This window comes from Paenibacillus sp. J22R3, from assembly GCF_056269305.1.
Window position 1 is genome coordinate 520754 of record NZ_JBWDNS010000005.1, and the last position, 24543, is coordinate 545296.

The following is a 24543-nucleotide window of genomic DNA, read 5'->3' on the forward strand; positions in this document are numbered from 1 at the left end:
ACCCCTAAGTTATCCGATTGCTGTTTAGTAAAATGGATAGAGGGAGCCACCTTGGCCCCCTCATCCAATATTCCCTTATCGTTACCTATTCAGCCGCACTACGCTTTCATAATTCCTTTGTCTTTCAGCACCTTCATGAAGATACCCCCTACTACGCTGCGATGTTGGAAGTTAAGTGCTCTTGCCGACAACGTGTCCGTCCAATCGGAGAACATTACGCGGTCCGCCGTGTCATTGAGCATCTGCCAGATCGGTTCGACCAATGCGGTGAACGTTTCTTGTTCTTCAGCCAATGCAGCTGACCATACCAGCCAATCGGATTTGGTGTAGGTTGCCCGGCTGTCTAGCGGCGTACCGTACTTGTTGCTTTGTTTCGAGTACCAAGCCACTTCCTTCTGGATCATGGCTTTATCAAACAGCTCCGTGCCGAACAATTGATCCCAGATCAAATTGTATTTCAAGCTCCAGCTGCCCTCTTGGCCAAAAGCAAGCTTCGTATGATCACCGTCATCAGCAAGCACTCCCCACTGATCAGCCATTTCCTTCGCCGCATTGCGGTAGCGAGCGGCCGCATCGGCCTCGCCCTGCAGCTTCTTCAGAATCGAGAAGCTCGCGACGCCCATGATCGCTTTGACAGACAAGTTCGCATTACGAGCCAAATGGCCGGCAAAATCATCCGTACACAGCTGATTCTCCGGATCTAAACCATGCTCCAGCAAATACGCTGTCCATTCCGTGAAAACATCCATTTGGTCGAAAATATACGCGCGATTCCCGCCGGCCAAACAAACAGCTGCAGCCATAACCAGCATGTTGCCGCATTCCTCAACAGGCATTTGACCTTCTCTGGCGTTCTCGCTATATACCTGACCATTGCCGATCGGATACTGCCCGATATCATGAGGCGCGAATTCGAACGGCCACTTATCGCTTCTGGTGTACTTCATAATCGGGCGAATCATCGCCTCAACCAAAGATGGATTGTAGAGTAAGAACAAAGGAACGGACGGGTAGCTGACATCTACGGTTGCCATGCAGCCATTGCTGTAACACTCTTTGGACAGGAACAGCAGCTCGCCATCCGTATCGGTCACGAGCTTGTGCGCCGCAATCGCCTGACGGTAAGAAAGCGCCAGAAGATCCCCGTATTTCTCTCCGCCTGACTTTACTCCGTCGGCCACAATTTCCTGATCGAATGCAGCGCAGCGCTCCATTAACTCGTTATATTCAGCGAATGCCGCCGCAATCATGTCGTCAGCGCTTAAGCCGTTTCGCTTCCAGTAAGCCTGCAGCTGATCGCCGAAATAAGTAACGGCGTATACATCGTCGTAAGCCAGCACCGCAAGCTCAGAAACCGGAGATGCGCCGACTTTACCCAGATCATATACGAGCGCCATAACCGGATTCGCTTCGGCCACCACTTGAGGCGATGCAGCCGGTTCGTTCGTTAGTTTCTCGTTACGTACGAAGAGTTTACGCAAATTAGCCGAATGCAGATAAGCACGCGTTTGCTCCGACTTCTGCGCGGTTAAATAGAAGTGGCCCCAATCGATGCGATGATCGTCGCCGGAACGATTCATATAGGCTTGCTGCTCATGGCTCATTTTCATCACTAGCAATTCATTGTTATCGGTAAGCTCCGATACGATCGCTTGGGAAGTCTGATCCACGCACCACTCGCCGGTTACGTCGAAATACACACTCACGTCATGCCCTTGTCCATCCAGGGATTTCACTTCGAATCCCACATAAGAAGCCGGTCTTGACAGCACCTCCAAATCCGTCAGCAGCAAAGGAGTCGTGAAGCGAACTGTCAATTCAATACCAGCTGCCTCAAAAGTATAGATCGTGCTGAGCGGCGTGACCTTGAGTCTGGTTTGCGTAAGTGCCTGCGGCTCAGAATAATAACGCTCCGCTCTCGGTTCTACTCGGCCTGCGAAGCGATATGGTACCCCGTCAATACGAATAAGCCCTGTCATGGCATGTCGTTGTCCCGTCCAATGGCGGGTGAAATCATCGGTTAAACGGTCAGCAGTTGACCATACGCTGAAATAAGGATCTACCGTTACTAAAGGTACTGCAGCTGGACGAATTGGATTCATAATCTGAACATCCTCCCATGGATATGTATATAAAAACTATAATGTATATATAAAACATAATATATATACGTAATTTTGTATATAGGTAAATGAGAACTGGGCCAAAGAAAAATGACAACAAAAAAGCCGACCAGCAGCGGTCGGCTTTGTTCATTATGGCTTCGGCGTTACGTTCTTTAACGCCGTCTTCAGTTCGGAGCTGGAGTTATGTAGAATGGGGAGCTCTTTCATACTGTTAGCCATTGGAGACTTACATTGCGCGCATGTCGGAACTTCCTCAAACGAGTAACTGTTCCTCATCCAACCATTGCAGCCTTCCTTCGTGCATGACCAAATGGCTGTCATTTCAAACGGCAAATCTTCAATGGGTCTCTTCCGTGAAAAATACATGAGCAAGTCCTCCCCTTCGTAACCTCATAAAAAAAGTCACATACCGAATCAGGCAACACCGCACCTTTTCGGTATGTGACATTAAGTCTCATATCTAATACGTGAATCAAACTATACCACACTATCGCTTAATTAGCGAAAGAAACCTTGTCCCAGAGCCTATATAGTGTTAACGGTTGATCCTATTTCTGCGCGAGAATTTCATCGATTTCGCTCTTGAGGAGCAAGTAGCGATGAACGCTTCGCATGATCGGAACCTTGGTTAGTTTATGTTTCTCTACGTACACCTTCATATGATCCTTAGAGAGGCCAAGCAAACTGCCGGCTTCCGTCACGGTTAACACAACTTCGTTGCTCGTTGCGTTGAACGTTTCCTTCACTTTCAAATTCCAGTCGTTAAACTCCTGCATAGTAAGTAACCTCACGTTTCTGTTTGATCCAATATTTCATTATACCATGAAATTGGAACCATTCCTAAAGCAAAAACAGGAAATGTAAGGCAATACTTAGCTGAATCATCACTCCATCCGTTTGAGCACAACAACGCGCAGCTCTCTTCGATGGGAATAGACCAACAACAGCAAATTGAACATTCCGAACAGAAGGACCGCGCCGGAATACCTCGCAAAGAACAAGAAGATCACCAGCAGCAGCATGCCTAGCACAACTTGAAAGGCATCTGCTTCCGAAGAGGACGGCTTTCCTCTGCTGAGCAATCGGCCCGACAATAGGAGCACTGCCAGAATAACGGCATAGGCGAGCGAAGCCGCGAAGCCCGTCAACCCGCTCCAAACGCCGAATGAAACTGCGATCGCTTTGCCTCCCTTCAAGCGTAAGAAAGGCGAGAAGATGTGGCCGAGAATGGCCGCGACAGCCGGCAGGATGATACCCGATCCTGTCACCGCATTCGTATGCACAAGCCAGAATATCGGGACATACCCCTTCAGAAAATCAAGCGCAACACCGGTCAACCCGTACGTATAACCAGCCGCTCTCCACAAGTTCAGCGCTCCCGGATTGCCATCGCCATGCTCCTTTAAATTATGCTTCGCCATTAAGCCAAGCCAATAAGAGAACATCAGCGATCCGGATAGGTAGGATAGGATCGTCCACAGGATCATCATCATTTTCTCCGAGCTCCGACATCAATACTTCGACCTTTCCAAGCCACTCGTCCAAAGAAAACAACCTGGTAAATGGAATACAGCATGATCATCAGAAAGAATACCGTGCTCAAGAAATGAACGGCAGGCAGCCAGTTGCCGAATCGACCTGTATAGTGGACAAAATAATAAATTTGCACGGTGTATAGAACGTACCCCATCGCGAGCGGCATTCCCCATGAGGTTCCCAAGAAGAACGGAGTCGCCTCCACCATAATTAATCCGATTAACCAAACCGCCACGAGCAGTGTTGTCCGCAAACTGAGCTTGCTCGTACTAAGCACAGCTCCTTTGCTGAAGCCTTCAATCTCGCTGCGAATGCCGCCAGGGTACATGCGGAAGGATACCTTATCGTACCCGATGTAATTCACGACCGGAATACCCGCTTCAATAAATTTAGCGCCTAGATTCAAGTCGTCCAGCAGCTCTCCCTTAATGCCCTCATGACCTTGCACCTTGTCATAGAGCGTTCTGGTCGTGAGAATACATGACCCGTACAACCCTTTCGTGGCATTCGTCCGTTCCATGGGCGATGTGAAAGCGAACAAGCCCAGGAGGTTGGGGATTAGCGCCAATTTCTCATAGAGCTTCTCTGCCTGATGATACGGTACGACCGAGATCGTTCCGCCGGCCAGTTCTCTCGCCGCAATGAGTGCATGAAGCGCATCCGGAGCGAGTCTGACATCGGCATCCAGAAAAGCGATGAGCTCTCCGGTGCTCTGCAAGTAGCCGTTCCAGACAGCCCAGTTCTTACCTGTCCATCCTAAGGGCAGCTCGGGACTCGCAATGACTTTGACGCCATAACTCGCTGCAATCGCTCTTGTCTGATCCTCGGAATGATCGTCCACGACGATAATCTCAATCTCTTCTATAGTCTGGGCTCGGAGCGAACGCAGCAGATGCGGCAAGTTGCCCTCTTCATTCCTAGCCGGGATAATGACGGACAGCTGCTGCTTTCGCTGCAAACGGGGATGATCGTGAAGATCGACAGGAATCGTATTTCTACGGAACAAAATCAATCCCGCAGCACACGCACCCATCAGCACAGCAATAATCAACATCCCCATTCCATTACCCCCCAGGACTTGTTTTATGGCTATAAGTAAAATATATGGCATTGATGTATGGATCTATGAACTTATTTCGGTTAACGCCAATTAATCCCTTTTTTTATGATCCCTATATTTAATCTTTCAGAAGCGCATTCGCAATCAGCATATCAAACTTGCGAATGTCTACGCCTTTTTGCAATTTCACTTTAATATGGCCCGCTCGTGTCCACAACTCAACCTCTGCATTGATATCGAGGAATCCACCGGCGTTCTCTGTAGACCACATGTTAATCGAAGAATAAGGGAGAGAATAGATCTCAACTTTCTTGCCTGTGATGCCTTGCACATCTCGTACAATTAACCGTTTATTCGTGAAAATAGCCGTATCGCGGAAGGTTTTGTAAGCCGTAACCGCTACTTCTCCTGCCACCAGCAGTGCATGGACGTCTTGCGGTATCGGACACTCCGAAACCAAGGTCCACTCTAGAATACTTGAAGTCGCTGCCATCTACTTAGCCCCCTGTTCATGATTTTACTCAAGCTTCCCTCACCCTTCGATTGCACACTATGATATATGTATCATGAAGAGAGTTAGAATATTTTGTCAATCACAATCGCGAAAATCACAAAAACAATCCCACATCTGCATCTTCATGCGGATGTGGGATCAAAACGGTGCCAGTTAGCGTTCTTTCATTCCGATCAATAGGTTTTGATAATATTCTCGATGCAATTCATAAGCTTATTAAACTCGGCCAGTGCTTGCTCCGCGTCGTGAACCGCAATCGCAGCGAACATGGTATGGTGGTACTCGTACGTTTCGTCGAACAGCTTTTGTTCACCAAGCGGTTCATTGAAAAACTTCTCGTACAGAGCAGATATAGACTCCAGCACGCTGGCCAAAATCGGATTGGACGCCGCACTCATGACACCCCGGTGGAATGCCAAATCGATTTGCGAGGTCGGTTTCCCCAATTCTTTCAGACGGCTGTATTCCTTCAAACATGCCGTCAGTTCATCAATTTGAACCTGCGTAATCCGCTGGGCTGCTAATTCGACCGCCTTTCCCTCCAACGCCCGGCGCACATCTAATATCGAAAGCAAAAATCGCTTCTCATTTTCTATTTTGATTTTACCGGCAAACCGATAAGTGCCTACATCTCGGACATAGATCCCCTTTCCGTTAGCGACGGTGAGGACATCAATCGCCTCCAGATAGCGCAGCGCTTCTCGGAGAGAAGAGCGACCAACGCCGAACATCTGCGTCATCACCTCGGCCGATGGAAGCTTATCTCCTTCCTGAAGGCCTTTCTCTTCAATATAATTTTGAATTTCCTGCGATACCAGCTCAGGCATCAATTGCCGTTGGATCTTAGCCACAAACGAATCACTCCCCGCATTTACGAATCCAAGCTTTCAGAACCTGTTATAGCTGTAAATCGCCAACTTGCGCCCAGGTCTGATCCAAGTCACGGATCAAATCGTCGACGCTCTCCAATCCGATATGCAGACGAATCAGGCTGCGCGCCTCTGCCGTACAACCAGCGTAAGCCGGATTAACGATGACGAGTGACTCGAAGCCGCCCCAGCTGACCCCGATCTTGAACAGCTTCAGCTGGCCCGCCCATTGCCGCATCTTCTCCGGAGACTCGGCAGATTCGAACGAGAACAACCCGCTCGAGCCGTTCATTTGCTTTAATCCAAGCTCGTACTGCGGATGCGAAGGGAGCGAGGGGTAATTGACTCGCAACACATAAGGCTGGCTGGCCATATGAGTCGCGACCTTTAGTGTGCTGCTCTCATGCCGCTCCATGCGAAGGGGCAGCGTACGCAGGCAGCGAGTAACCAGGGCACCTGTGTGCGCCGTCATGATGCCACCGAACAGCATATATTCTTCCTCTGCAATTCGACTGATGAGTCGCTCCGATCCGAGCACAACACCGGCAACGCTGTCGCTTTGCCCTGAGATGTACTTGGTAACGGAGTGCACGACGAGGTCGATGCCAAGTTCCAATGGACGCTGGAATACAGGCGTAGCCCAGGAGTTATCCGCGATCGTAACGATTCCGCGACTGCGGGCAAGCTCCGCACAGGCCTTCAGGTCCTGCAGTTGGAACAGCATCGAAGTCGGGCTTTCCAGATAGATCAGCTTGGTTTCCGGGCGAAGCGCTGAACGAATGTTGTCCATCTGGCTTCCGTCCACCAGCGTCGATTCAATGCCGAAGCGCTTCAAGTACTGGGTCACGAACGAACGCGTCGGCCCGTATGCCTGATCCACGCAAACGATATGGTCACCGGCCTTCACCGACGAGAGGATCGCAGCTGAGATTGCAGCCATCCCCGAAGCGAAGCACTTCGCCATTTCCGCATGTTCCAGTTCGGCCAGCTTATCCTCTAAATACCGCACGGTCGGGTTATTTCCCCGCGAGTAGACATGATGGGTCTGCTGCTGCTTCCCAGCCTCCTGAAATTTGTCATACGATTCAAAGGCGAATAGGCTTGTTTGATAGATCGGTATATTAATCGATCCGTGATGTCGTTCATCGACGGCGTCATGTGCCGTCAAGGTGTACTGCCATTCTCGGCCGTTCTTCTCTGTCATCCGTTACACGCCTCCTTCCATCCCTGTACGCCGGCTGTTATCCCTTAACAGCCCCCTGCGTCAACCCTTCGACGATGAATCGCTGCGCAAGGGCGAACAAAGCAATAGTCGGAATGACGGACAACACGGTTCCTGCCGACATCGCCCCCCAATCCACATCAAACTTCATGACGAAGGAATTCATGGCCACAGGCAGCGTCTTGAGCGATTCGTCATCGATAAATAGGACCGCCATGAACAATTCGTTCCAGTTCTGCACAAAGGCGAAAATAAAAGTGGCCGCAATCCCATTGAGCATGACTGGCATAATGACGCGAATCAGCGCCGACATCCGGGAGCAGCCATCGATCATCGCCGCCTCTTCCAGGCTGGACGGGATCCGTTCAAAAAAACCTTTTAGCAATATGGTCGAAAACGGAATTAAACCGACCGTGTACATCAGAATGAGCGAGGATCGCGTATTAATTAAATCCAAGCGGGACATTAGCAAATATAGGGGGGCCAGCGCCACGAAGCCCGGAAGCATCTGCGTCAGAAAGAATCCCAGCATGATCTGCCGGTGACCGCGAAATTTAAATCGGGCCAGCACATAGGCGCTAAGAACCGCAATGCAGACAACAACCGCTGCAGCACTGAGCGAAATCAGCATACTGTTGGCAATATAGATGTGGAATTTGGAAATTTTGATAATGTTGATGTAATTTTGAAAGCTCAAATGATCGGGCCAGTATTTCAGCGGGAAGGAGAAGATTTCTTTCTGCGGCTTCAGTGATGTGATCACAATCCAATAGAGCGGAAACACCATCACCATTAAATAGATCGTCAAGAAAACGACCTTCAACCCTTTCGACAGGTGCCGCTTCATATTAGAAGTCCCCCATTTTCTCAGATCTCGTCACGGTTAAATAAAAGATCGTATAGAGCATGAGAATACCGATCATGAGGATGCCGATTGCAGAAGCCGCGCCATAATCGCCGCCGTACATGATCTTGTCAAGCATAAGGGAAGACAAAATATGCGTTGAGCCGGCAGGCCCGCCGTTCGTTAACCCATAAATAATCGATGGATCATTGAATATCCAGATTGCGCGCAGCAGCGTAGTCGTAATGACAGTCGGCATAATATACGGCAGTGTAATGTTCACCAGCTTGCGTGCGCCGTTAGCGCCGTCCATGCTTCCTGCTTCGTAGAGCTCGGATGGCACCGACTGCAGCGCGGCCAGCAGCATGATCGCGAAAAAGGCGATTCCATACCATATATTCGCAACAATGACCGAGGCCATCGCCCAATTCGGATCCGACAAGAAGCCGATTCGCTCATGAATGATTCCGGTTCGGAGCAGCAAGTCGTTGATGACTCCGATCTGTGAATTGAACATCCATTTCCAAATCAGGCCAATCAGAAATCCGGACAGCGCCCAGGGATAGAAGACAAAGCCCTGGAAGATTCCCCGCCCGCGGAACCGTTTGTTTAATAGCAGTGCGACAGTCATACCGATCGTAAATTGTGAAATAAGGGAGATGAACACCCAATAGATGCTGTTAATCGAGGCATGTTTAAATTTCAAATCTTGAAACATATTCTTGAAGTTGTCAAAGCCGATGAAATGAACGTCAGTCAGATCGAAGAGCTGATAGTTCTGAAACGCCATCACGATACCGCGCAAGAAAGGATAGTAGGTAAATACAAGCATCAGGACCACTGTAGGCAACAAACTGAAAAAGATGAAGCCACGCGGCGAATTGCGGTAACTGGCCTGCACTCGCCCAATGATGGAAGGCTGATCATCTTTCATGAATCGCACCACCTTATTCGGAGTTAAGTGGTGATGAGGGGTGACTGCTCGTCACCCATCATCCCTTGTGCATCCATTTATTTTTTCAAATTTGCTCGTTGATCCGCCCAGAACTGATCCCATTGCTTCAAGGTATCATCAAGCGATACTTTGCCCAGCAGCATCGATTGACCGCTTTCCATCGCGATTTGTCCCCATTGGCCGATACCCGGATATTTCGTGTTCGCTTTCAGGTTCACGAATTCGTCCGGCTTGCTGGACATTTCAAGCAGCGACTTATACATATCCGTTTGGAAGAATGCATCTTCGCTGGCCGTGGAATGAATAGGAATAAGGGCCGTCTTTTGAGCGAAATACGTATTTTGTTCCGGACTCGATAGGAAGGCGATCAGCTTAAATGCCTCATCCTTGTTCTTCGAGTAATTCGTGATCCCCCAGCCTGCGCCGCCGGTTGCCGTAAACGCCTTACCGCTTGGCCCTCTCGGCATCGGAGCTGTGCCAATGGTGTTGACATCCATTTTCTCCATTAAAGCCGGGATAGCGTCAGGGTCTTGCAGCAGGATGCCGGTGACTCCTGATGTGAATGCTTGAACCTGCTCTTGGTAGCCCCAGTTGATCGAGTCTTTCGGAGAGCCCTCATTGTAAAGCTTCACATACAGTTCAAGTGCTTGCTTCGCTTCCGGCGTGGAGTACATCGACTTGCCGTCTTTCAGGAACGTTGAATCATCATGATCGATATTATCAAAGTTGTAGTTCAGAATAATCGTATCCGGTACGCCGTTAGCGCCCGCTCCGCCACGGAACGAGAACCCATAACGGTTCTTGCTTGCGTCTGTCAGCTTAATCGCGGCCTCAACCATCTCTTCATAATTCGTCGGCGGTTGAATGCCCTTCTCTTGGAACCAGTCTTTGCGATAGAACATCTGACGCTGATACATACCGTTCGTGATAAAATACAGCTTGTCATTAAGCGTTGCCACCGACTTGGCTACGTCGACTTCAGTTGCATAATCTGACCAGTCTTTCACGTAGTCATTAAGCGGCTCAAGGTAGCCATTATTGGAAAATTCGGAAATGGTGGAGTCGCGCACTTCCAACACGTCAAGATCCTGCTTAGCTCCGAGAATGGTTTTGATTTTATTGTCAGCTTGGTCAAAAGGAGGCGAAATCAATTCAACTTTAATATTCGGATTGGCTGCTTCAAACTTGGAAATCATTTCATTTAAAACCGTTGTTCGGGCTGGGCTCGTCAAGCTCTCGATCATCCGCAGCGTGACCTTCTTCCCCGAGCCGCCGTTGTCGTTACAGCCTGCCATAACGCTTACAAGCATCACACCTGCGACCGCACCGAATAACATCTTTTTCTGTTTCCCTGCCGCCATTTCAATAGCCTCCTTTTGGTATAACAAGCCTCCAACTTGCATTCAATTCTCTTCCATATCTTCCAGGCATACACTCTGCCTGTCTGATAGCATCAGTGTAATTGAAGGCGCTTTATCCTACAATACATTTTCTCAATATTTCCAATTTTATTTTTATTTTGAATATTAAGGCTATTAATTAATGCCGTTTATGATTTCCAAACAGAAAAAACCACATTCTCATGCGAATGTGGTTTTAAGCTTCCTTGATTTCATGTCATACATTTCGCGATCTGCGACATTCAGCAAATCGTCCAAGTCCTTCGCATCATACGGATACACGGAAGTGCCAATAGAAACCGATACATCCATATTGTACGCTTTCGATAATATCTTGAGCGTGTCTCTAATTTGTATCATCATGACATCTCCATCACTACTGTCTGCATTCGAAAGTGGAGAGATAATTAGGAACTCATCACCCGCCCAACGTGCAATGATTGACTTATTGGCAGCATGCGATGACAAGATCGTTGCAATAGCCTGGAGCACCTTGTCTCCCATCTCGTGTCCGTACGTATCATTTATATGTTTAAAGTTATCTACGTCAATGAGAAACAATTGCAGGCTCTCATTCTTTTTGTCCATTCGCGCAAGGAGTCTTGGGAATTGCTGAATGACGAATCTCCTGTTGTAGATTTCGGTCAATACATCCTTCTCCGCGTAAAATCTGACCTTGTCATATTGGCTGCCGAGCCACCAACATATCAATACTGCAGGCACGCCAAGATACGGTAATTGGAAGAGCGGGAAATTGTAATACATGCTCCCATAAATACGGGCTATCACGATCAATGCCATCACAACAGTCGTAATCACGATTCTACCTGCATAGTTCATTGTCGATCTCCGCTTTCCAATCCGAGTATGACCATCCTCGAAACAAATCACATTAGAGTAGGGTGGGATTACCTATCCCTTTTCGACGCCTTCCATCAAATCCCTGTTTTGTATAGGACAAATGATCTAAATTCCTCCAATTACCCTAGCCCAGTTTCTGGCCGCAATTCGGGCAGAAGTTGGCTCCTTCATTCTTGGCGCCGCAATTGGGACAGAAGTTCGGCTTCTTGCCGCCTCCCGTGGACGAAGGAACCGCTGCTGTGTCTGAGCTCTTATCTGCCTCAGCTTGCTGATTCTGGTTCTGGTGGTTCATATTTTTCAGCATTTCGCCAGCGATATTCATGCCCATCATCATGCCGGCCATATCCGCGGCAGCTCCGCCGCCCTGCACTTTCCCGGATGAGATGCCATCGGTCATGCTCACTTGCTGAAACTTCTGCAAATTGCCGATCATCTCATGCGAAGCCGTCTTCGTAATCATGTCCTGAATCTCTTGCGGATAATTGAAGCTCATGACCTGGAAACCGGTGATCGCGATCCCGATATCCATCAGCTGCATATCCAGATCCTCGCGAATTCCCTTCGCAATGTCGGATGCATTCGCCTGCAGATTGAACATATCCTTGCCCTCTCGGCTGATCCACTTCATCAGCAGTTGATCCAGCACGGCAGTGATTCGGATTTTGACATCCTCGACCAAATAATCTTGTCTGACCCCGGCAATCTTATCAATCAGCGCCATATAGTCGCTCACTTTGAACGTAAACGTACCATTAGCGCGGATCGGCATCCCCCCCGGAAGCTGAGTGGTTGGAATTAGTACCGGATTCTGCGTGCCCCATCTCACGGTAATCTCCTTCGTATTCACGAAGAGAACCTCTACCCTCATGCCGCTGTTGAAGCCAAACTTGAACCCTTTCAGCGTAGACAAGAAGGGAATGATGTCCGAATCGATCTGGAAGGAGCCTTCATCCTTGAAAATCCCCTCTACCTTACCGTTATTCAGAAAAACAGCATCTTGACCGGCGCGAATAATGAGCTTGCTTCCCTTCTTGATCTCCCGGTTGTTCCACTTCCAGAAAATCATATCATCCCTAAACTCTTCCCATTCCACAACGTTTGCGAACTGATTCCCGAAAAGCCCCATGCCATTCCCATCCCTTCTATAATCCGTATTGTTTGGCGATTAGAAAGACCCTCTGCTTCCGCTATGGGAATGACCGCCGCCGCTAGTCCCGCCGCCGCCACCGCCGCCTGAACTGCGGCCGTTGTTCTTCGGAATCCTGCTCTTCGTAACAGTCGTCCGAATATACTGATCCGCATGCTCCAACACGCCTGAAGTGCTTGAATCCTCATAGGTCGCCCGAGTGACTGTAATTCGGCCGCCTGAACGAAACACCATCACACTGACGACAATACCCCCGATGACTAACGCTGCTCCCAGCTGAAACCAGATGGTAAACAAGATATTATCGGGATTTACGCCGGGCTTGAACCCCATATACTTGTGCGAGAGCGTAATATACCTTGTGAATGCTTGGGCATAATCACCTTGCGTCAGATCCGGCGAAATGGCGTTTCGAATCTTGTCCAGCCTGCCGCTATCGAGACTGGTTTCCGCTTTGCCAAAGCCGGCCAAATAAACCTGACGATTGTTCATGTCCATGGTCAGGATAACCGCATTACCGTGTGGCTTATCATACCCCGGCGCCTCATTATCGTAGAAATCCTCCGTCATCAGCTGAACATCCCGGTTCTCCGTATTAGCGGATGTAAGAATGATGATGTCGGTCTCTCGATCAGCCCCGTATTTCGTCGCCAAGGTGCTCAGATCAACTTGTTCCTGCTCGCTGAGCAGATGAGCCTGATCATAAATGAGCTTCTTATTCCCCGTCGCAGCTGCCGCCGCTGTAGACAATGAGGGAATTATTAAGGCCATCAAACAAATCGTAAGTGCGACGAGCGCTGCTGCCAGAAGCTTAGGCTGTTTTCTCACAGGAACCCGCCTCCCAAAATCCAGGAAACGATCTTTAACCCCACGAATGAAACGGCAGAAACGCCTGCAAACCATGCGGTTACCTTCGCCTTGCTAATAGGCGGTTTGCCCACTACCTTCCCTGTCTGACCATTCATCGCAAACGTATACTCCTGCCGATTATAGTTATACCTGATCATCCACACGGGGAGCAGCACATAATCCGCCTGTTTCACGGTCGTGTCGATTTGCTTATCGGTGTACATCACGCTCGAGTACCCTTGTACCGTTGAAGATATATAGGCATCGATGTAGGAGCTCGTTTTCTCCTTTGCCCGCGGAAATAACTGTTCATCATTATAGCTATATTTCTCCGCCAGATAACCGGCCAGATAAGGGGTCTTGAATGCTTTCAGCTGATCATAGGGAAACGGCTCCAGCTTATCCATCAGCTCGTCATTCATTTTCTCCGATGCATCGATCGGCAGCCTTACATAGTTCAACCGGATTTTGCGATAGATATTGAAATGCTGCGTCTCTGTATACCTATAATCGCCTTGTGTATAGATTCTAACCCTCGTGCCCTGGCCGTGAACCTCAATGCCGTTGTTCAAGTCATAGAGCCAGAAGGGAACGTACATTCCTGTGATCCCGGCGATCCGATCCGCTGTCATGAACCCCTTAGGCGTAAGCAAACCGTTTCTGCACCATTTCTTGAACGCCTTCATCGCGGCTTCCTTAGAGATCGTGAAGGGAATCACCATTACCGGAGCAAAATCCCCCGACAACCGATCGCTCAGCACCACGGCAGATCCGCAAAAGCTGCATGTCGTTGCACTTGTCTCCCGCTCCGTTACGATGACCGCTCCGCAGCTGTTGCAGTGATACTCCTTCACATCGGTTTCTGTAACTGTCTGCTGTTTCAGCGGATCGGAGATTTGATCAATCTGATCCTGTCGTCCGCAGCTGGGACAAGACAGCGTTCCTGTGCCTGCATCGAACACCATACCGCTGCCGCAATTGGGACACTTATACTCGATAACCGTCGCCACGTTGCTCACCTCGACTTTAATCTTTCTTTGATTGCTGTGAGCTCATCTTCAGGTGTTGTCTGTACAGCGGCCGCAGATGCTGCAGTCGTACCTGCTGCTGACTGCTTCTCGAGCTGGGCGATCAATACGTCCAGATCGTCTTCTTGTGCCTCTGCTCTAAGCTCAACTAGAGCCATCGCTTCGTTCAACGCCTGATTCGCCTTCTCTTCCATTGTGCTGATGGCAGCGCTCGCTTCGCTGCCAGCTCGTTGCTGCGCATTGCCATCTGCCAGCTTCGCTTTCAGCTCGGTATGCCGCGCTTCCAGCTGTGCCAGATCGGACACGAGCTTATCCTGCATATGCTTCATCATCGTCGCCTTCGCGGAAGCCCGGGTGTACACAGCCTCCACCTCCGCATATTTCTCGGTCTGCTTCGATTTGAGCTCCAGAAATTTGAACGCATTCTCATCTGCACCGGACTCCGCAGACTTCTCCGCATATCGCTGCAGCTTCTTGATCTCGGCGCTGCATTCATCCAACTCCCGCTTGGCTCTGCTCTCCTCAAGCAGTACTGCCGCAGTCTCCGCCTTCACTTGGCCGAGATCGCTATGTAAGCTCTCCATGTACGTCTCTACAGTCTTCTCCGGATTATCCGCATGGTCAAGCAAACCATGCATATTGGCTTTCATCACGTCTCTAAACCTCGATAAGATCCCCATCACAAGCTCCTCCTTCGAAGTCTTACATTATCTTCTATACTACATCAAATCGGCTCTTATATTTAATTTGTACAATATATTGTTTACTTCTTCTGGTAAAAGAAGTTTTTAACACGGGCTATAATCGAGGATAAGAACGGAAAGGAGGTTGCATCAGCTTACGATTGTAAGCGCTTTATTTTTATTTACCAAATTCACTCGCAGGGGGATGCAATAAATGACTCGAACAATCAAACGCGTAATCTCGATTTTGCTGGCAGCAGCTTTGCTTATTCCTTCCGGCCTGTTGGCTCCGGCTGCACAAGCTGCGGTTGCAGAGACGACCGTTGTTTATCACGAAGATTTTGCCGGCGGCATTGGTAAAGCCATTCAATCGGGTGGTGCCAGCTTGACGAAGGTCTCCGATAAGACTTTTGACGGCAATGCCGACGGGGCTGCTCTATCCGTAAGCAACAGGGCGAATACCTGGGACGCAGCCGATTTCAAATTCACCGACATCGGACTTACGAACGGTAAAACCTATACCGTAACTGTCCAAGGCTATGTGGATTCAGGTGCAGCCGTGCCTGACGGTTCGCAAGCCTATCTGCAAACGGTAAACAGCTATGGCTTCTTGGCTGGCGCTAACTTTGCTGCCGGTGCAGCTTTCACGCTGACGAAAGAGTTTACGGTGGATACGAGCAAAGATACGAGCCTGCGCGTGCAATCCAGCGAATCCGGCAAAACAGTGCCGTTCTACGTGGGCGATATCCTCATCACGGCTAAGAAACCAGCGACAGATGTAAACACGGTATATCACGAGGACTTTGCCAGCAGCAAAGGCGCTGCTACGCAATCCGGCGGCGCGAGCTTGACGCAAGTTACCGGCAAGGTCTTTGATGGCAATGCCGACGGAGCTGCTTTATCCGTAAGCAACAGGGCGAATACCTGGGACGCAGCCGATTTCAAATTCACCGACATCGGACTTACGAACGGTAAAACCTATACCGTAACCGTTCAAGGCTATGTTGACTCCGGCACGGTCATACCAGACGGTTCACAAGCCTATCTGCAAACGGTGAACAGCTACGGCTTCTTAGCTGGCGCAAATTTCGCAGCCGGAGCAGCTTTCACGCTGACAAAAGAGTTTACGGTGGATACGAGCAAAGATTCGAGCCTGCGCGTGCAATCCAGTGAATCCGGCAAAACCGTACCTTTCTACATCGGGGATGTCCTCATCACCGAGAAAGTGACTGCGACCCCGGAAGAGCCTGAGGTAGAAGAGCCGCGGCCTCCGGCCTTGGATTTCAGCACCGTTACGTTTGAGGATCAAACGGCAGGCGGCTTTGTAGGCCGGGCAGGTACGGAAACACTGACTGTAACCAATGAAGCCAATCATTCCGAAGCAGGCTCTTACGCTTTGAAAGTAGAAGGCCGTACTGATACATGGCATGGGCCGACATTGCGCGTAGAGAAATATGTAGACAAGGGCTCCGAATATAAAATCACAGCCTGGGTCAAACTGATCTCTCCCGCAAGCTCGCAGCTTCAGCTGTCTACGCAGGTTGGTCAAGGAAGCAGCGCGAACTATGTTCAGCTTGCTGGCAAAACAATCAGCGCAAGCGACGGCTGGGTGAAATACGAAGGTACCTACCGATACAACAATGTAAGCAGCGAGTTCTTATCGATCTATGTAGAGAGCTCCGCTAACAAAACAGCTTCCTACTACATCGACGATATCAGCTTTGAAAGCACAGGCTCCGGCCCGATCTCCATTCAGAAGGATCTGGCTCCTATTAAAGACACGTACCAGGACGATTTCCTCATCGGTAACGCGATTTCCTCTGAGGATCTGGAAGGCGTCAGACTCGAGCTTCTGAAGCAGCATTTCAACGTCGTAACGGCAGGCAACGCAATGAAGCCGGATGCGCTTCAACCTACGAAGGGCAACTTTACCTTTGCGGCAGCCGATACACTTGTCGATAAAGTGCTGGCTGAAGGTCTTCAGATGCACGGGCATGTGCTGGTATGGCATCAGCAATCACCTGCGTGGCTGAATACGACTAAGGATGGCAATGACAACACGATTCCACTAGGCCGCGAGGAAGCACTCACGAATTTGAAGACCCATATCCAAACGGTCATGGAGCATTTCGGCAGTAAGGTCATTTCATGGGATGTCGTTAACGAAGCGATGAACGATAACCCCTCCGACCCTGCAGATTGGGAGGCATCCTTGCGCCAAACACCATGGAATAATGCGATTGGAACGGATTATGTAGAGCAGGCATTCTTGGCAGCAAGAGAAGTGCTGAATGCGCATCCGGATTGGGACATCAAGCTCTATTACAACGATTACAACGAGGATAATCAGAATAAAGCGCAAGCGATCACCAACATGGTCAAAGAAATAAACGACAGATATGCGGAGACGCACCCTGGCAAGCTCCTCATTGATGGTGTCGGTATGCAGGCCCACTACAGTGTGAATACGAACCCGGACAATGTACAACTGTCCTTAGAGAAGTTTATTTCATTAGGTGTAGAAATCAGCATTACGGAGCTCGACATTCAGGCAGGAAGCAACTATCAGCTGTCCGAGCCGCTTGCCAATGCTCAAGGTTACTTGTATGCACAGCTGTTTGACATTTTCCAAGCACATGCTGCTAATATCAAGCGGGTTACCCTCTGGGGCATGGATGATAATACGAGCTGGCGGGCCGCTTCCAACCCGCTATTGTTTGATAAGAATCTGCAAGCCAAACCGGCTTATTACGGCGTGATCGACCCGGCTGCATTTATGGAAGAGCATCAGCCCGTATTGGCAGAAGCCAATCAAGCAACCGCGTTCACTGCTACGCCGGTAGTCGATGGTACCGTTGACGCGATTTGGAGCCAGACACAGGAAATACCGATTAACCGGTATCAAACGGCATGGCAAGGAGCGAGCGGAGTTGCCAAAGCGCTCTGGGATGAGCACAATCTGTATGTATTGATTCAGGTGAGCGACGCACAGCTCGACAAAGCAAATGTAAACAAGTATGAACAAGATTCCGTCGAAATCTTCGTAGATCAAAACAACGCGAAAACATCGTTCTATCAAGAGGATGACGGTCAGTACAGAGTAAACTTTGACAATGAGACCTCCTTCAATCCGTCAAGCCTTGCAGCCGATTTCGAATCCGCAACTAAGGTGTCCGGCACCAATTACACGGTTGAAGTGAAAATCCCGTTGAATTCGATTACGCCGGCTAACGACAAGAAGCTCGGTTTTGACGTGCAGATCAATGACGCTAAGGACGGCTCCCGCCAAAGCGTAACCGCGTGGAACGATACGACGGGTAACGGCTATATGGACACATCCGTTTACGGTGTACTAACGCTTACCACTACGAAGACCTATCAGGGCGGTGGCAGCATTGTCAGCCTACCAACCGGCAGCGTCCAGAATCAGAACGGCGTCGTTACGATTAATCCGGAAATGAAGACGGACAACGGACGCGCTATCGGCACGATTTCAGGCGATAATTTGAAGAAGGCGCTGGAGCAAGCCGCTCCTGCAGCTAACGGCGAGAAACAAGTCGTCATTGAGCTGCCGAAGCAGGCGAACGCGACATCGTACGAAGTACAATTACCGACACAAAGTCTGAAAGGGCAAGAATCCTTCGTCCTTTCGGTGAAGACCGAGAACGCAACGATCCAAATTCCAAGCAACATGCTGTCCAGCGTGACAGACAAAGCAGAGCAAGTATCCATCCGTGTGGGCAAAGCTTCAACAGACAGCTTGGATGCCGTTACCCGCGAGCTGATTGGCAACCGTCCGGTTATCGATCTGAACTTAGTCGCAGCAGGCAACACCATCCTTGCATGGAACAATCCGGCTGCGCCTGTATCGGTCGCAATCCCTTACACGCCGACGGCGGAAGAACTCAGCAACCCGGATCATATCGTGATTTGGTACATCGACGGTCAAGGCAAGGCGACACAGATTCCGAACGCTCGATATGATGCGGCAAGCCAAACGGTTGTTTTCCAAACGACCCACTTCAGCACCTATGCGGTAGGCTCCGTATTCAAGACGTTCGGTGACCTGCAGCATGTACCTTGGGCCAAACAAGCCATAGAGGCTATGGCGTCGCATACTATTATCAAGGGAACAGCTGAGAACAGCTTCTCTCCAGCCGCCTCCATTAAACGAGCAGACTTTATTGCTCTCCTAGTAAGAGCACTGGAACTGCATGGCTCAGGCAAAGAAGGCGCTATGTTCAGCGATGTCGAGCAAACCGTATATTATTACAACGAGCTGGTTATCGCCAAGGAGCTGGGAATCGCAACCGGCTTCGATAATAATACCTTCCAGCCAGGAAGCACAATCTCCCGTCAAGATATGATGGTGCTGACAACACGTGCACTGGCCGCCGCCGGCAAGCCAATCGGGACTGCCGGAGCACTAGATGCTTATGCAGATACCGCTGCAATTTCCGGGTACGCGCAAGACAGCGCGGCAGCACTGGTGAAAGCCGGAATCGTAAACGGCAAGAACGGCAACCTCGCGCCGCACGACTCACTCACCCGCGCCGAAGCGGCAGTCATCCTGTACCGCATTTGGAATCTGTAAGACCCCGCCAAAAGTAAAACCCACATCCATTAGGATGTGGGTTTTCAATGTCGAGAAACCTGCTTTAGCTACAACTTCGGTTTAGCTTTCAAGCACGGCACGTGAACAATCTATTTCATGCCTACAACGTCATCGCCTGTCCATACCGCGCCAGATACGCTTCCTTCTCTTTGTAGTCCGGCATGACGCTTCCTACAAGTCTCCAGAACGACCGATCATGATTCATATGTGACAGGTGGCACAGCTCATGAATAATGACATAGTCAATGACCTCGATCGGGGCCATGGCCAGACGATAGTTAAACGTGAGTTGTTTCTTCGAGCTGCAGCTCCCCCATTTGGTGCTGGATTCTACGATCTCGATCGACTTTGGCGTGACCTTCAGCTGCTTCTGATAGGCCGCAATACGTTCCAGAACAATCTTCTTACAGCTGGCAAAATAAAATTTCTTCAACCGTTGCCGAAGCTCTTCTTCATTCTGCGCCGTTATATCAATTAAATCGCTCAACAAGCAGTACTTCCCCAGATGGAGGAACTTGCCCTGTTCTTGATACTCTTTCAACGTCAGCGCTTCACGAGATTTCTCTATCCGATCGAGCTGTGCCGTAATCGCTCGTTCATGCTGTTTCACTGCACGAATGATCATCTCTTCGCCGGTGCCGTTAGGAGCCTTCACCGTAATGAAACCTGTAGGCTCAATTTGGATCGATAGCTTCTTCCCAGCCCCATAGTCGACATGAACATCAATGGTTCGCTGTTCAAGTTGAATCTCCATAACCTACAGACAGCACTTTTTATGTTTTTTCCCGCTGCCGCATGGACATGGTTCATTTCTTCCGATTTTCGAGGATGCCGCCGGAAACTGGATCACATTCCCATTCTCCACTGTCTTCGGTCTTAGCTCATTGGGCGTAAAACCGCGATTAGACCACATTCTCGTATTGTTATGCACATTAATAATTAACGGCGCAACATCCTTTAGCTGATTCTTGTTCAAACGAATCTTGCGCTGATCAAACTCTTCCATAATGACACTAAGCGGCTCTTCCATCGCACAAGCGAGCTGGATATCATCCACGAGCGCCTCCGCCTGCTTCTCTGTTTTGCCTAGTTCCTGCATGATGTAGCTCTTCAATGTCTCCAACTGAGGCGTCTTCTCGAAATAATCGATATTCGCATAAAGCAGCAGCTCTTCTTGGGGAGGAATGTAGTACGGCTTGTCCTTCACGCTCTCCAAGAACGCTTCATAATCGTCCAAGTCTTCGCCATCTAGGCTATCGCTAAACAGAAATCCGCGCTGAATATCCCAAGTCAGCACCTTATCGGAGACAGATAAACGAATGGCGTGTAGCTTCTCCTCCGTCAAACCAACATCGTTCTGGTCGTTAATAATCTCAATGAGCTTGTTCACGGGGCAGATGCCATACAAGTTAGCAGCAGCCTCCATGTAGCGCAGCACCAGTTGGTTTACATGGCGCTCCTCTTGGAAAGACTTCTGGTCCAACTTCTTATACACGGCTTTGACTTCCTCCGGCATAACAAAGAACAGCTCGTCCCCTTCCAGGAAGCTGAATACCAACCCTTTATCCATCAGAAACAAGTAAGCATCGGCGTAAATCGTATTATCCTGAATATACGGTACTTCGAGAAGCCGGTTCACAAGCTCCCACTCCTGCGGCTCCGCTGTAAGGAAAGCCGACCGTACTTGCGTTACATTCGTAATCAGATCGCAAAGCGCATCTACGAGCTCCTGCTTCTTCAGCTTGGAGCGCCCCGCTAGCGCGCAATTGGCAGCGATGAAATTCAACCGATCCTTCGTTAGCTGTCCAAGGATATCATTCAAGCTGGTCTTAACCGTACCTTTAATGGCATTATTCACATTCAACTGCAGCATTTCTTTTTGTAAATCCATACCTAAACCCCTTTACATTTCAACCAATATATATAGATTGTACCCTAACCAGGCTCTCAATTGAAGCGAATGGTAGGATTAAGCAATTTTATCAACCAACTTATTCCTGGCAGGCTGGGCCTTCCAACACCTTCAATGTAAGCACCAGCTCCTGCTCGCATCCTTCCGCCGTCTGCCATCTGTTCTCCAGCAATCCTCGCACAAAGTCTTGTACCACCGGATCAAGGTCCAGTTCTTCCTCCCAGCCCAGCTCCTCCTGTCCTTCATGCGGGATGTAATCTGCGTACATAAAAAACAAGAAGAGATGGCCTAGACCATACAAGTCGCTTGCCGGTTCAGGCACACGCATCCGGTGCTTCACGGCTCCCCAGCTGTCCGCGAATCCGCTTGGCTCAACCTTGTCGCAGGCAGACTCTTCGCCTATTCGGCAAGCTAACCCAACGTCGATGATAACCAGTTTATCGCCACTAACCAGAACATTAGGGATACGCACATCCCGGTGAATATAGCCGGCTTCATGCATATACCGCAGCGGCTGCAGCAATTGCCGGATGAGGCGCAATGCTTCCTGCTGGCTGTATCTTCTCTCGCTCCCCATTACAACGTGCTCTAGGCTATTTCCTTCAACCAGTTCCATGACGAGCACCATTTCTCTGCCATGAGCGGCATAATCCAGCCACTGTGGCATTTGCGGATGATGGAGTTCTCGAAGAATCTCGCTCTCACGCTTAAGCATCTTACGGGCCAAGCTTCGCTTGCTCGGCTTACCTCGCTTCATTAGGACAATAGCTCCGCTTCTGAGATCCGTGCAGCGATAAGCTTGACCGTAGCTCCCCATGCCTAGGAACTGCTCAATGCGATACCTGCCCGCCCATACCGCGCCATCCCGGAGCGGATAATCCATCCAATTGAACCACCTTTCCCGCCACCATGCACCTAACATCCGCATCACTCCCTGCTTTCACTTACGGCTGCAACAGGTGCTCGGTTCCTAATTATCGAATTGCAATTGGGCGATTAATAACGAAACCTGATCCATCAAGCTACGTATTATTTTACAAGTCTGAAGCGCTTCCACTTGAATTTGATATAGGAGGTCCAACGCGTATGTTAAGACATCTATTGAACCGCCTCTTCAACTCCTTGCTCGGCCGCAAGCATCACGGTTCACACGGACACTACGGACATCAGCATCACAGCAGCAGCGATTATAAGAAAGGTAACCAGTACCCCACACATCACTCCAATTATGGCCATGGGCACTATAAGAAGAAACATGGCAGCTATAGCAGCTAACTACCGGAACCCGATCATCCTTGGTCGGGTTTATTTTTATTTTGTAATTTGTTATGGATCAAGTAGGAAAGGAAACCCTATTACAAGAATCATGTAAGGAAGCCAAAACAATGGAGGTTATCATGGGAAGAGTCATACATTTCGAAATTCATGTCGATGACATGGACCGCGCTAAGAAGTTTTATGGAGAAGTATTCGGTTGGACATTCGAGGATTACAGCAGCTACGCCGGCATGCCCTACTTTGGAGCTGTAACAGGTGATGCGGATGCAATGGGAATCAACGGTGCATTGATGAAGCGCCATGGCGCTTCTCCACAGCCGGGGCAGCCTGTGAATGGTTTTGCCTGCACAATGGGAACCGGGGACTACGACGCGACGGAAGCCAAGATCCTAGCGAACGGCGGCACAGTCGCATTACCGAAATACGCACTGCCCGGCATGGCGTGGCAGGGGTACTATATGGATACCGAAGGTAACATTATTGGGATCCATCAACCGGACGTGAATGCAAAATAGTTCAAAAAAAAGACACCACTACGGTGTCTTTTTTCCTCTTGATGGCGATAAAACAACAACTGATTTTTACAGCCCAACTACAAAAAAGCCTCTTATCCCAAAGGATAAAAGGCTTTTCTAAGTGCGGAAAGCGGGTGATGGGAATCGAACCCACGCTATTAGCTTGGAAGGCTAAAGTTCTACCATTGAACTACACCCGCAGAAAATATGGTCGGGATGACACGATTTGAACATGCGACCCCCTGGTCCCAAACCAGGTGCTCTACCAAGCTGAGCTACATCCCGCGATTCATGAAACAAACTTTCAAGGCGCCACCCAGATTCGAACTGGGGGTGAAGCTTTTGCAGAGCTCTGCCTTACCACTTGGCTATGGCGCCATGATGGAGCGGAAGACGGGAATCGAACCCGCGACCCTCGCCTTGGCAAGGCGATGCTCTACCGCTGAGCCACTTCCGCAGATGCTGATGGTGCGGTCAAGAGGACTCGAACCTCCACGTCATTGCTGACACTAGAACCTGAATCTAGCGCGTCTGCCAATTCCGCCATGACCGCGTAACAAGATAAAGTGAGTCATGTAGGATTCGAACCTACGACACCCTGATTAAAAGTCAGGTGCTCTACCAACTGAGCTAATGACTCGTAATGGCTGGGGATCTAGGATTCGAACCTAGGGATGACGGAGTCAAAGTCCGTTGCCTTACCGCTTGGCTAATCCCCAACATGAAGCATTTAGTTTGGTTAGAAAAAATGGGGCGACCGATGGGAATTGAACCCACGAATGCCGGATCCACAAACCGGTGCGTTAACCACTTCGCCACGACCGCCGTATAAATATGGTGGAGGATGATGGATTCGAACCACCGAACTCGAAGAGAGCAGATTTACAGTCTGCCGTGTTTAGCCACTTCACTAATCCTCCATGATGGTGCCGGCGAGAGGATTCGAACCCCCGACCTACTGATTACAAGTCAGTTGCTCTACCAACTGAGCTACACCGGCATATGAACTTACCGTTTTAAAAATGGTGGCTCGGGACGGAATCGAACCGCCGACACGAGGATTTTCAGTCCTCTGCTCTACCGACTGAGCTACCGAGCCGAACTTTGAAGAAATGGCGGAGCCGACGGG

At 49.6% G+C, this 24543-nt stretch carries 22 protein-coding genes and 11 tRNA genes; 3 read left to right on the plus strand and 30 right to left on the minus strand.

Annotated elements, in window-relative coordinates; genetic code table 11:
- Nucleotides 1-98 precede the first annotated feature (98 nt).
- The 16 genes from AC0YN4_RS23495 to AC0YN4_RS23570 all read right to left on the minus strand — a co-directional run bounded on the left by AC0YN4_RS23495 (nucleotide 99) and on the right by AC0YN4_RS23570 (nucleotide 15091).
- Nucleotides 99-2102, minus strand: a complete 2004-nt coding sequence (locus tag AC0YN4_RS23495; protein WP_475836919.1) for a glutaminase family protein — start codon at nucleotides 2100-2102, stop codon at nucleotides 99-101.
- Between the two features lie 153 nt (nucleotides 2103-2255).
- Entirely contained in the window at nucleotides 2256-2492 is a 237-nt protein-coding gene (locus tag AC0YN4_RS23500) for a cold-shock protein (protein WP_475782901.1), read from the minus strand.
- 182 nt (nucleotides 2493-2674) lie between these two features.
- Entirely contained in the window at nucleotides 2675-2902 is a 228-nt protein-coding gene (locus AC0YN4_RS23505; protein WP_090982761.1) for a helix-turn-helix domain-containing protein, read from the minus strand.
- A gap of 108 nt (nucleotides 2903-3010) precedes the next feature.
- Entirely contained in the window at nucleotides 3011-3619 is a 609-nt protein-coding gene (locus AC0YN4_RS23510) for a glycerol-3-phosphate acyltransferase (protein ID WP_475782902.1), read from the minus strand.
- Entirely contained in the window at nucleotides 3616-4722 is a 1107-nt protein-coding gene (locus tag AC0YN4_RS23515; protein WP_475782903.1) for a glycosyltransferase family 2 protein, read from the minus strand. Before AC0YN4_RS23515 ends, AC0YN4_RS23510 begins: the two co-directional genes overlap by 4 nt.
- A 118-nt stretch (nucleotides 4723-4840) precedes the next feature.
- The gene (locus AC0YN4_RS23520; protein ID WP_475782904.1) at nucleotides 4841-5215 is read right to left on the minus strand and encodes a PH domain-containing protein; all 375 of its coding nucleotides are present in this window, start codon (nucleotides 5213-5215) and stop codon (nucleotides 4841-4843) included.
- Between the two features lie 194 nt (nucleotides 5216-5409).
- Nucleotides 5410-6087: a FadR/GntR family transcriptional regulator gene (locus AC0YN4_RS23525; RefSeq protein WP_475782905.1), complete on the minus strand. Its 678-nt coding sequence runs from the start codon at nucleotides 6085-6087 to the stop codon at nucleotides 5410-5412.
- Nucleotides 6088-6133: 46 nt separating this feature from the next.
- Nucleotides 6134-7309, minus strand: a complete 1176-nt coding sequence (locus tag AC0YN4_RS23530; protein ID WP_475836920.1) for a trans-sulfuration enzyme family protein — start codon at nucleotides 7307-7309, stop codon at nucleotides 6134-6136.
- 37 nt (nucleotides 7310-7346) lie between these two features.
- On the minus strand, nucleotides 7347-8174 hold the full coding sequence (locus AC0YN4_RS23535) for a carbohydrate ABC transporter permease (protein WP_475782907.1): 828 nt from the start codon (nucleotides 8172-8174) through the stop codon (nucleotides 7347-7349).
- Between the two features lies 1 nt (nucleotide 8175).
- Nucleotides 8176-9105: a carbohydrate ABC transporter permease gene (locus AC0YN4_RS23540; RefSeq protein WP_475782908.1), complete on the minus strand. Its 930-nt coding sequence runs from the start codon at nucleotides 9103-9105 to the stop codon at nucleotides 8176-8178.
- Between the two features lie 77 nt (nucleotides 9106-9182).
- Nucleotides 9183-10487 carry an ABC transporter substrate-binding protein gene (locus AC0YN4_RS23545; protein WP_475836921.1) on the minus strand — a complete coding sequence of 435 codons (1305 nt, stop codon included), beginning with the start codon at nucleotides 10485-10487 and terminating at the stop codon, nucleotides 9183-9185.
- A gap of 219 nt (nucleotides 10488-10706) precedes the next feature.
- Nucleotides 10707-11366, minus strand: a complete 660-nt coding sequence (locus AC0YN4_RS23550; protein ID WP_475836922.1) for a GGDEF domain-containing protein — start codon at nucleotides 11364-11366, stop codon at nucleotides 10707-10709.
- 145 nt (nucleotides 11367-11511) lie between these two features.
- Complete coding sequence (locus tag AC0YN4_RS23555; RefSeq protein WP_475836923.1) at nucleotides 11512-12513, minus strand: SPFH domain-containing protein; 1002 nt, start codon at nucleotides 12511-12513, stop codon at nucleotides 11512-11514.
- Nucleotides 12514-12552: 39 nt separating this feature from the next.
- A complete protein-coding gene (locus AC0YN4_RS23560; protein ID WP_475836942.1) occupies nucleotides 12553-13305 on the minus strand; it encodes a TPM domain-containing protein in 753 nt (250 codons plus the stop codon).
- A gap of 53 nt (nucleotides 13306-13358) precedes the next feature.
- Nucleotides 13359-14402 carry a TFIIB-type zinc ribbon-containing protein gene (locus AC0YN4_RS23565; RefSeq protein WP_475836924.1) on the minus strand — a complete coding sequence of 348 codons (1044 nt, stop codon included), beginning with the start codon at nucleotides 14400-14402 and terminating at the stop codon, nucleotides 13359-13361.
- The gene (locus tag AC0YN4_RS23570) at nucleotides 14399-15091 is read right to left on the minus strand and encodes a PspA/IM30 family protein (protein WP_475782913.1); all 693 of its coding nucleotides are present in this window, start codon (nucleotides 15089-15091) and stop codon (nucleotides 14399-14401) included. The genes AC0YN4_RS23565 and AC0YN4_RS23570 overlap by 4 nt, the downstream gene beginning before the upstream one ends.
- Before the next feature lie 217 nt (nucleotides 15092-15308).
- Between AC0YN4_RS23570 and AC0YN4_RS23575 the strand changes: the two genes are divergently transcribed.
- On the plus strand, nucleotides 15309-19688 hold the full coding sequence (locus AC0YN4_RS23575) for an endo-1,4-beta-xylanase (RefSeq protein ID WP_475836925.1): 4380 nt from the start codon (nucleotides 15309-15311) through the stop codon (nucleotides 19686-19688).
- Nucleotides 19689-19809: 121 nt separating this feature from the next.
- Here AC0YN4_RS23575 and AC0YN4_RS23580 read toward each other — a convergent pair whose 3' ends face one another.
- The 3 genes from AC0YN4_RS23580 to AC0YN4_RS23590 form a co-directional block, all read right to left on the minus strand.
- Nucleotides 19810-20463 carry a M48 family metallopeptidase gene (locus AC0YN4_RS23580; RefSeq protein ID WP_475836926.1) on the minus strand — a complete coding sequence of 218 codons (654 nt, stop codon included), beginning with the start codon at nucleotides 20461-20463 and terminating at the stop codon, nucleotides 19810-19812.
- 3 nt (nucleotides 20464-20466) lie between these two features.
- Complete coding sequence (locus tag AC0YN4_RS23585; RefSeq protein ID WP_475836927.1) at nucleotides 20467-21600, minus strand: YecA family protein; 1134 nt, start codon at nucleotides 21598-21600, stop codon at nucleotides 20467-20469.
- A gap of 100 nt (nucleotides 21601-21700) precedes the next feature.
- A complete protein-coding gene (locus AC0YN4_RS23590) occupies nucleotides 21701-22543 on the minus strand; it encodes a serine/threonine protein kinase (RefSeq protein WP_475836928.1) in 843 nt (280 codons plus the stop codon).
- Nucleotides 22544-22707: 164 nt separating this feature from the next.
- Here AC0YN4_RS23590 and AC0YN4_RS23595 point away from each other — a divergent pair, with 164 nt between their 5' ends.
- Together AC0YN4_RS23595 and AC0YN4_RS23600 are read left to right on the plus strand one after the other, a co-directional pair.
- Complete coding sequence (locus AC0YN4_RS23595) at nucleotides 22708-22896, plus strand: hypothetical protein (RefSeq protein WP_475782918.1); 189 nt, start codon at nucleotides 22708-22710, stop codon at nucleotides 22894-22896.
- 122 nt (nucleotides 22897-23018) lie between these two features.
- The gene (locus AC0YN4_RS23600) at nucleotides 23019-23414 is read left to right on the plus strand and encodes a VOC family protein (protein ID WP_475836929.1); all 396 of its coding nucleotides are present in this window, start codon (nucleotides 23019-23021) and stop codon (nucleotides 23412-23414) included.
- Between the two features lie 129 nt (nucleotides 23415-23543).
- On the opposite strand, the gene AC0YN4_RS23605 is transcribed toward AC0YN4_RS23600, so the two are convergent.
- The 11 genes from AC0YN4_RS23605 to AC0YN4_RS23655 all read right to left on the minus strand — a co-directional run bounded on the left by AC0YN4_RS23605 (nucleotide 23544) and on the right by AC0YN4_RS23655 (nucleotide 24513).
- Nucleotides 23544-23614 (minus strand) — tRNA-Gly (locus tag AC0YN4_RS23605).
- Between the two features lie 8 nt (nucleotides 23615-23622).
- Nucleotides 23623-23699 (minus strand) — tRNA-Pro (locus tag AC0YN4_RS23610).
- A gap of 22 nt (nucleotides 23700-23721) precedes the next feature.
- Nucleotides 23722-23792: transfer RNA gene (locus AC0YN4_RS23615), tRNA-Cys, on the minus strand.
- 4 nt (nucleotides 23793-23796) lie between these two features.
- Nucleotides 23797-23871: transfer RNA gene (locus AC0YN4_RS23620), tRNA-Gly, on the minus strand.
- Nucleotides 23872-23880: 9 nt separating this feature from the next.
- Nucleotides 23881-23967: transfer RNA gene (locus AC0YN4_RS23625), tRNA-Leu, on the minus strand.
- Nucleotides 23968-23981: 14 nt separating this feature from the next.
- Nucleotides 23982-24054, minus strand: a tRNA-Lys gene (locus AC0YN4_RS23630).
- A gap of 4 nt (nucleotides 24055-24058) precedes the next feature.
- Nucleotides 24059-24133, minus strand: a tRNA-Gln gene (locus tag AC0YN4_RS23635).
- Between the two features lie 30 nt (nucleotides 24134-24163).
- Nucleotides 24164-24239 (minus strand) — tRNA-His (locus AC0YN4_RS23640).
- 10 nt (nucleotides 24240-24249) lie between these two features.
- A tRNA-Tyr gene (locus AC0YN4_RS23645) sits at nucleotides 24250-24334 on the minus strand.
- A gap of 4 nt (nucleotides 24335-24338) precedes the next feature.
- A tRNA-Thr gene (locus AC0YN4_RS23650) sits at nucleotides 24339-24414 on the minus strand.
- 23 nt (nucleotides 24415-24437) lie between these two features.
- Nucleotides 24438-24513 (minus strand) — tRNA-Phe (locus tag AC0YN4_RS23655).
- Between the last annotated feature and the right edge of the window lie 30 nt (nucleotides 24514-24543).

Coding starts and splice junctions, on each gene's coding strand:
- AC0YN4_RS23495 (WP_475836919.1), bottom strand. CDS start 2,102: ATGAATCCAATTCGTCCAGCTGCAGTACCTTTAGTAACGGTAGATCCT.
- AC0YN4_RS23500 (WP_475782901.1), bottom strand. CDS start 2,492: ATGTATTTTTCACGGAAGAGACCCATTGAAGATTTGCCGTTTGAAATG.
- AC0YN4_RS23505 (WP_090982761.1), bottom strand. CDS start 2,902: ATGCAGGAGTTTAACGACTGGAATTTGAAAGTGAAGGAAACGTTCAAC.
- AC0YN4_RS23510 (WP_475782902.1), bottom strand. CDS start 3,619: ATGATGATGATCCTGTGGACGATCCTATCCTACCTATCCGGATCGCTG.
- AC0YN4_RS23515 (WP_475782903.1), bottom strand. CDS start 4,722: ATGGGGATGTTGATTATTGCTGTGCTGATGGGTGCGTGTGCTGCGGGA.
- AC0YN4_RS23520 (WP_475782904.1), bottom strand. CDS start 5,215: ATGGCAGCGACTTCAAGTATTCTAGAGTGGACCTTGGTTTCGGAGTGT.
- AC0YN4_RS23530 (WP_475836920.1), bottom strand. CDS start 7,309: ATGACAGAGAAGAACGGCCGAGAATGGCAGTACACCTTGACGGCACAT.
- AC0YN4_RS23535 (WP_475782907.1), bottom strand. CDS start 8,174: ATGAAGCGGCACCTGTCGAAAGGGTTGAAGGTCGTTTTCTTGACGATC.
- AC0YN4_RS23540 (WP_475782908.1), bottom strand. CDS start 9,105: ATGAAAGATGATCAGCCTTCCATCATTGGGCGAGTGCAGGCCAGTTAC.
- AC0YN4_RS23545 (WP_475836921.1), bottom strand. CDS start 10,487: ATGGCGGCAGGGAAACAGAAAAAGATGTTATTCGGTGCGGTCGCAGGT.
- AC0YN4_RS23550 (WP_475836922.1), bottom strand. CDS start 11,366: ATGAACTATGCAGGTAGAATCGTGATTACGACTGTTGTGATGGCATTG.
- AC0YN4_RS23555 (WP_475836923.1), bottom strand. CDS start 12,513: ATGGGGCTTTTCGGGAATCAGTTCGCAAACGTTGTGGAATGGGAAGAG.
- AC0YN4_RS23560 (WP_475836942.1), bottom strand. CDS start 13,305: ATGGCCTTAATAATTCCCTCATTGTCTACAGCGGCGGCAGCTGCGACG.
- AC0YN4_RS23570 (WP_475782913.1), bottom strand. CDS start 15,091: ATGGGGATCTTATCGAGGTTTAGAGACGTGATGAAAGCCAATATGCAT.
- AC0YN4_RS23575 (WP_475836925.1), top strand. CDS start 15,309: ATGACTCGAACAATCAAACGCGTAATCTCGATTTTGCTGGCAGCAGCT.
- AC0YN4_RS23580 (WP_475836926.1), bottom strand. CDS start 20,463: ATGGAGATTCAACTTGAACAGCGAACCATTGATGTTCATGTCGACTAT.
- AC0YN4_RS23585 (WP_475836927.1), bottom strand. CDS start 21,600: ATGGATTTACAAAAAGAAATGCTGCAGTTGAATGTGAATAATGCCATT.
- AC0YN4_RS23590 (WP_475836928.1), bottom strand. CDS start 22,543: ATGTTAGGTGCATGGTGGCGGGAAAGGTGGTTCAATTGGATGGATTAT.
- AC0YN4_RS23595 (WP_475782918.1), top strand. CDS start 22,708: ATGTTAAGACATCTATTGAACCGCCTCTTCAACTCCTTGCTCGGCCGC.
- AC0YN4_RS23600 (WP_475836929.1), top strand. CDS start 23,019: ATGGGAAGAGTCATACATTTCGAAATTCATGTCGATGACATGGACCGC.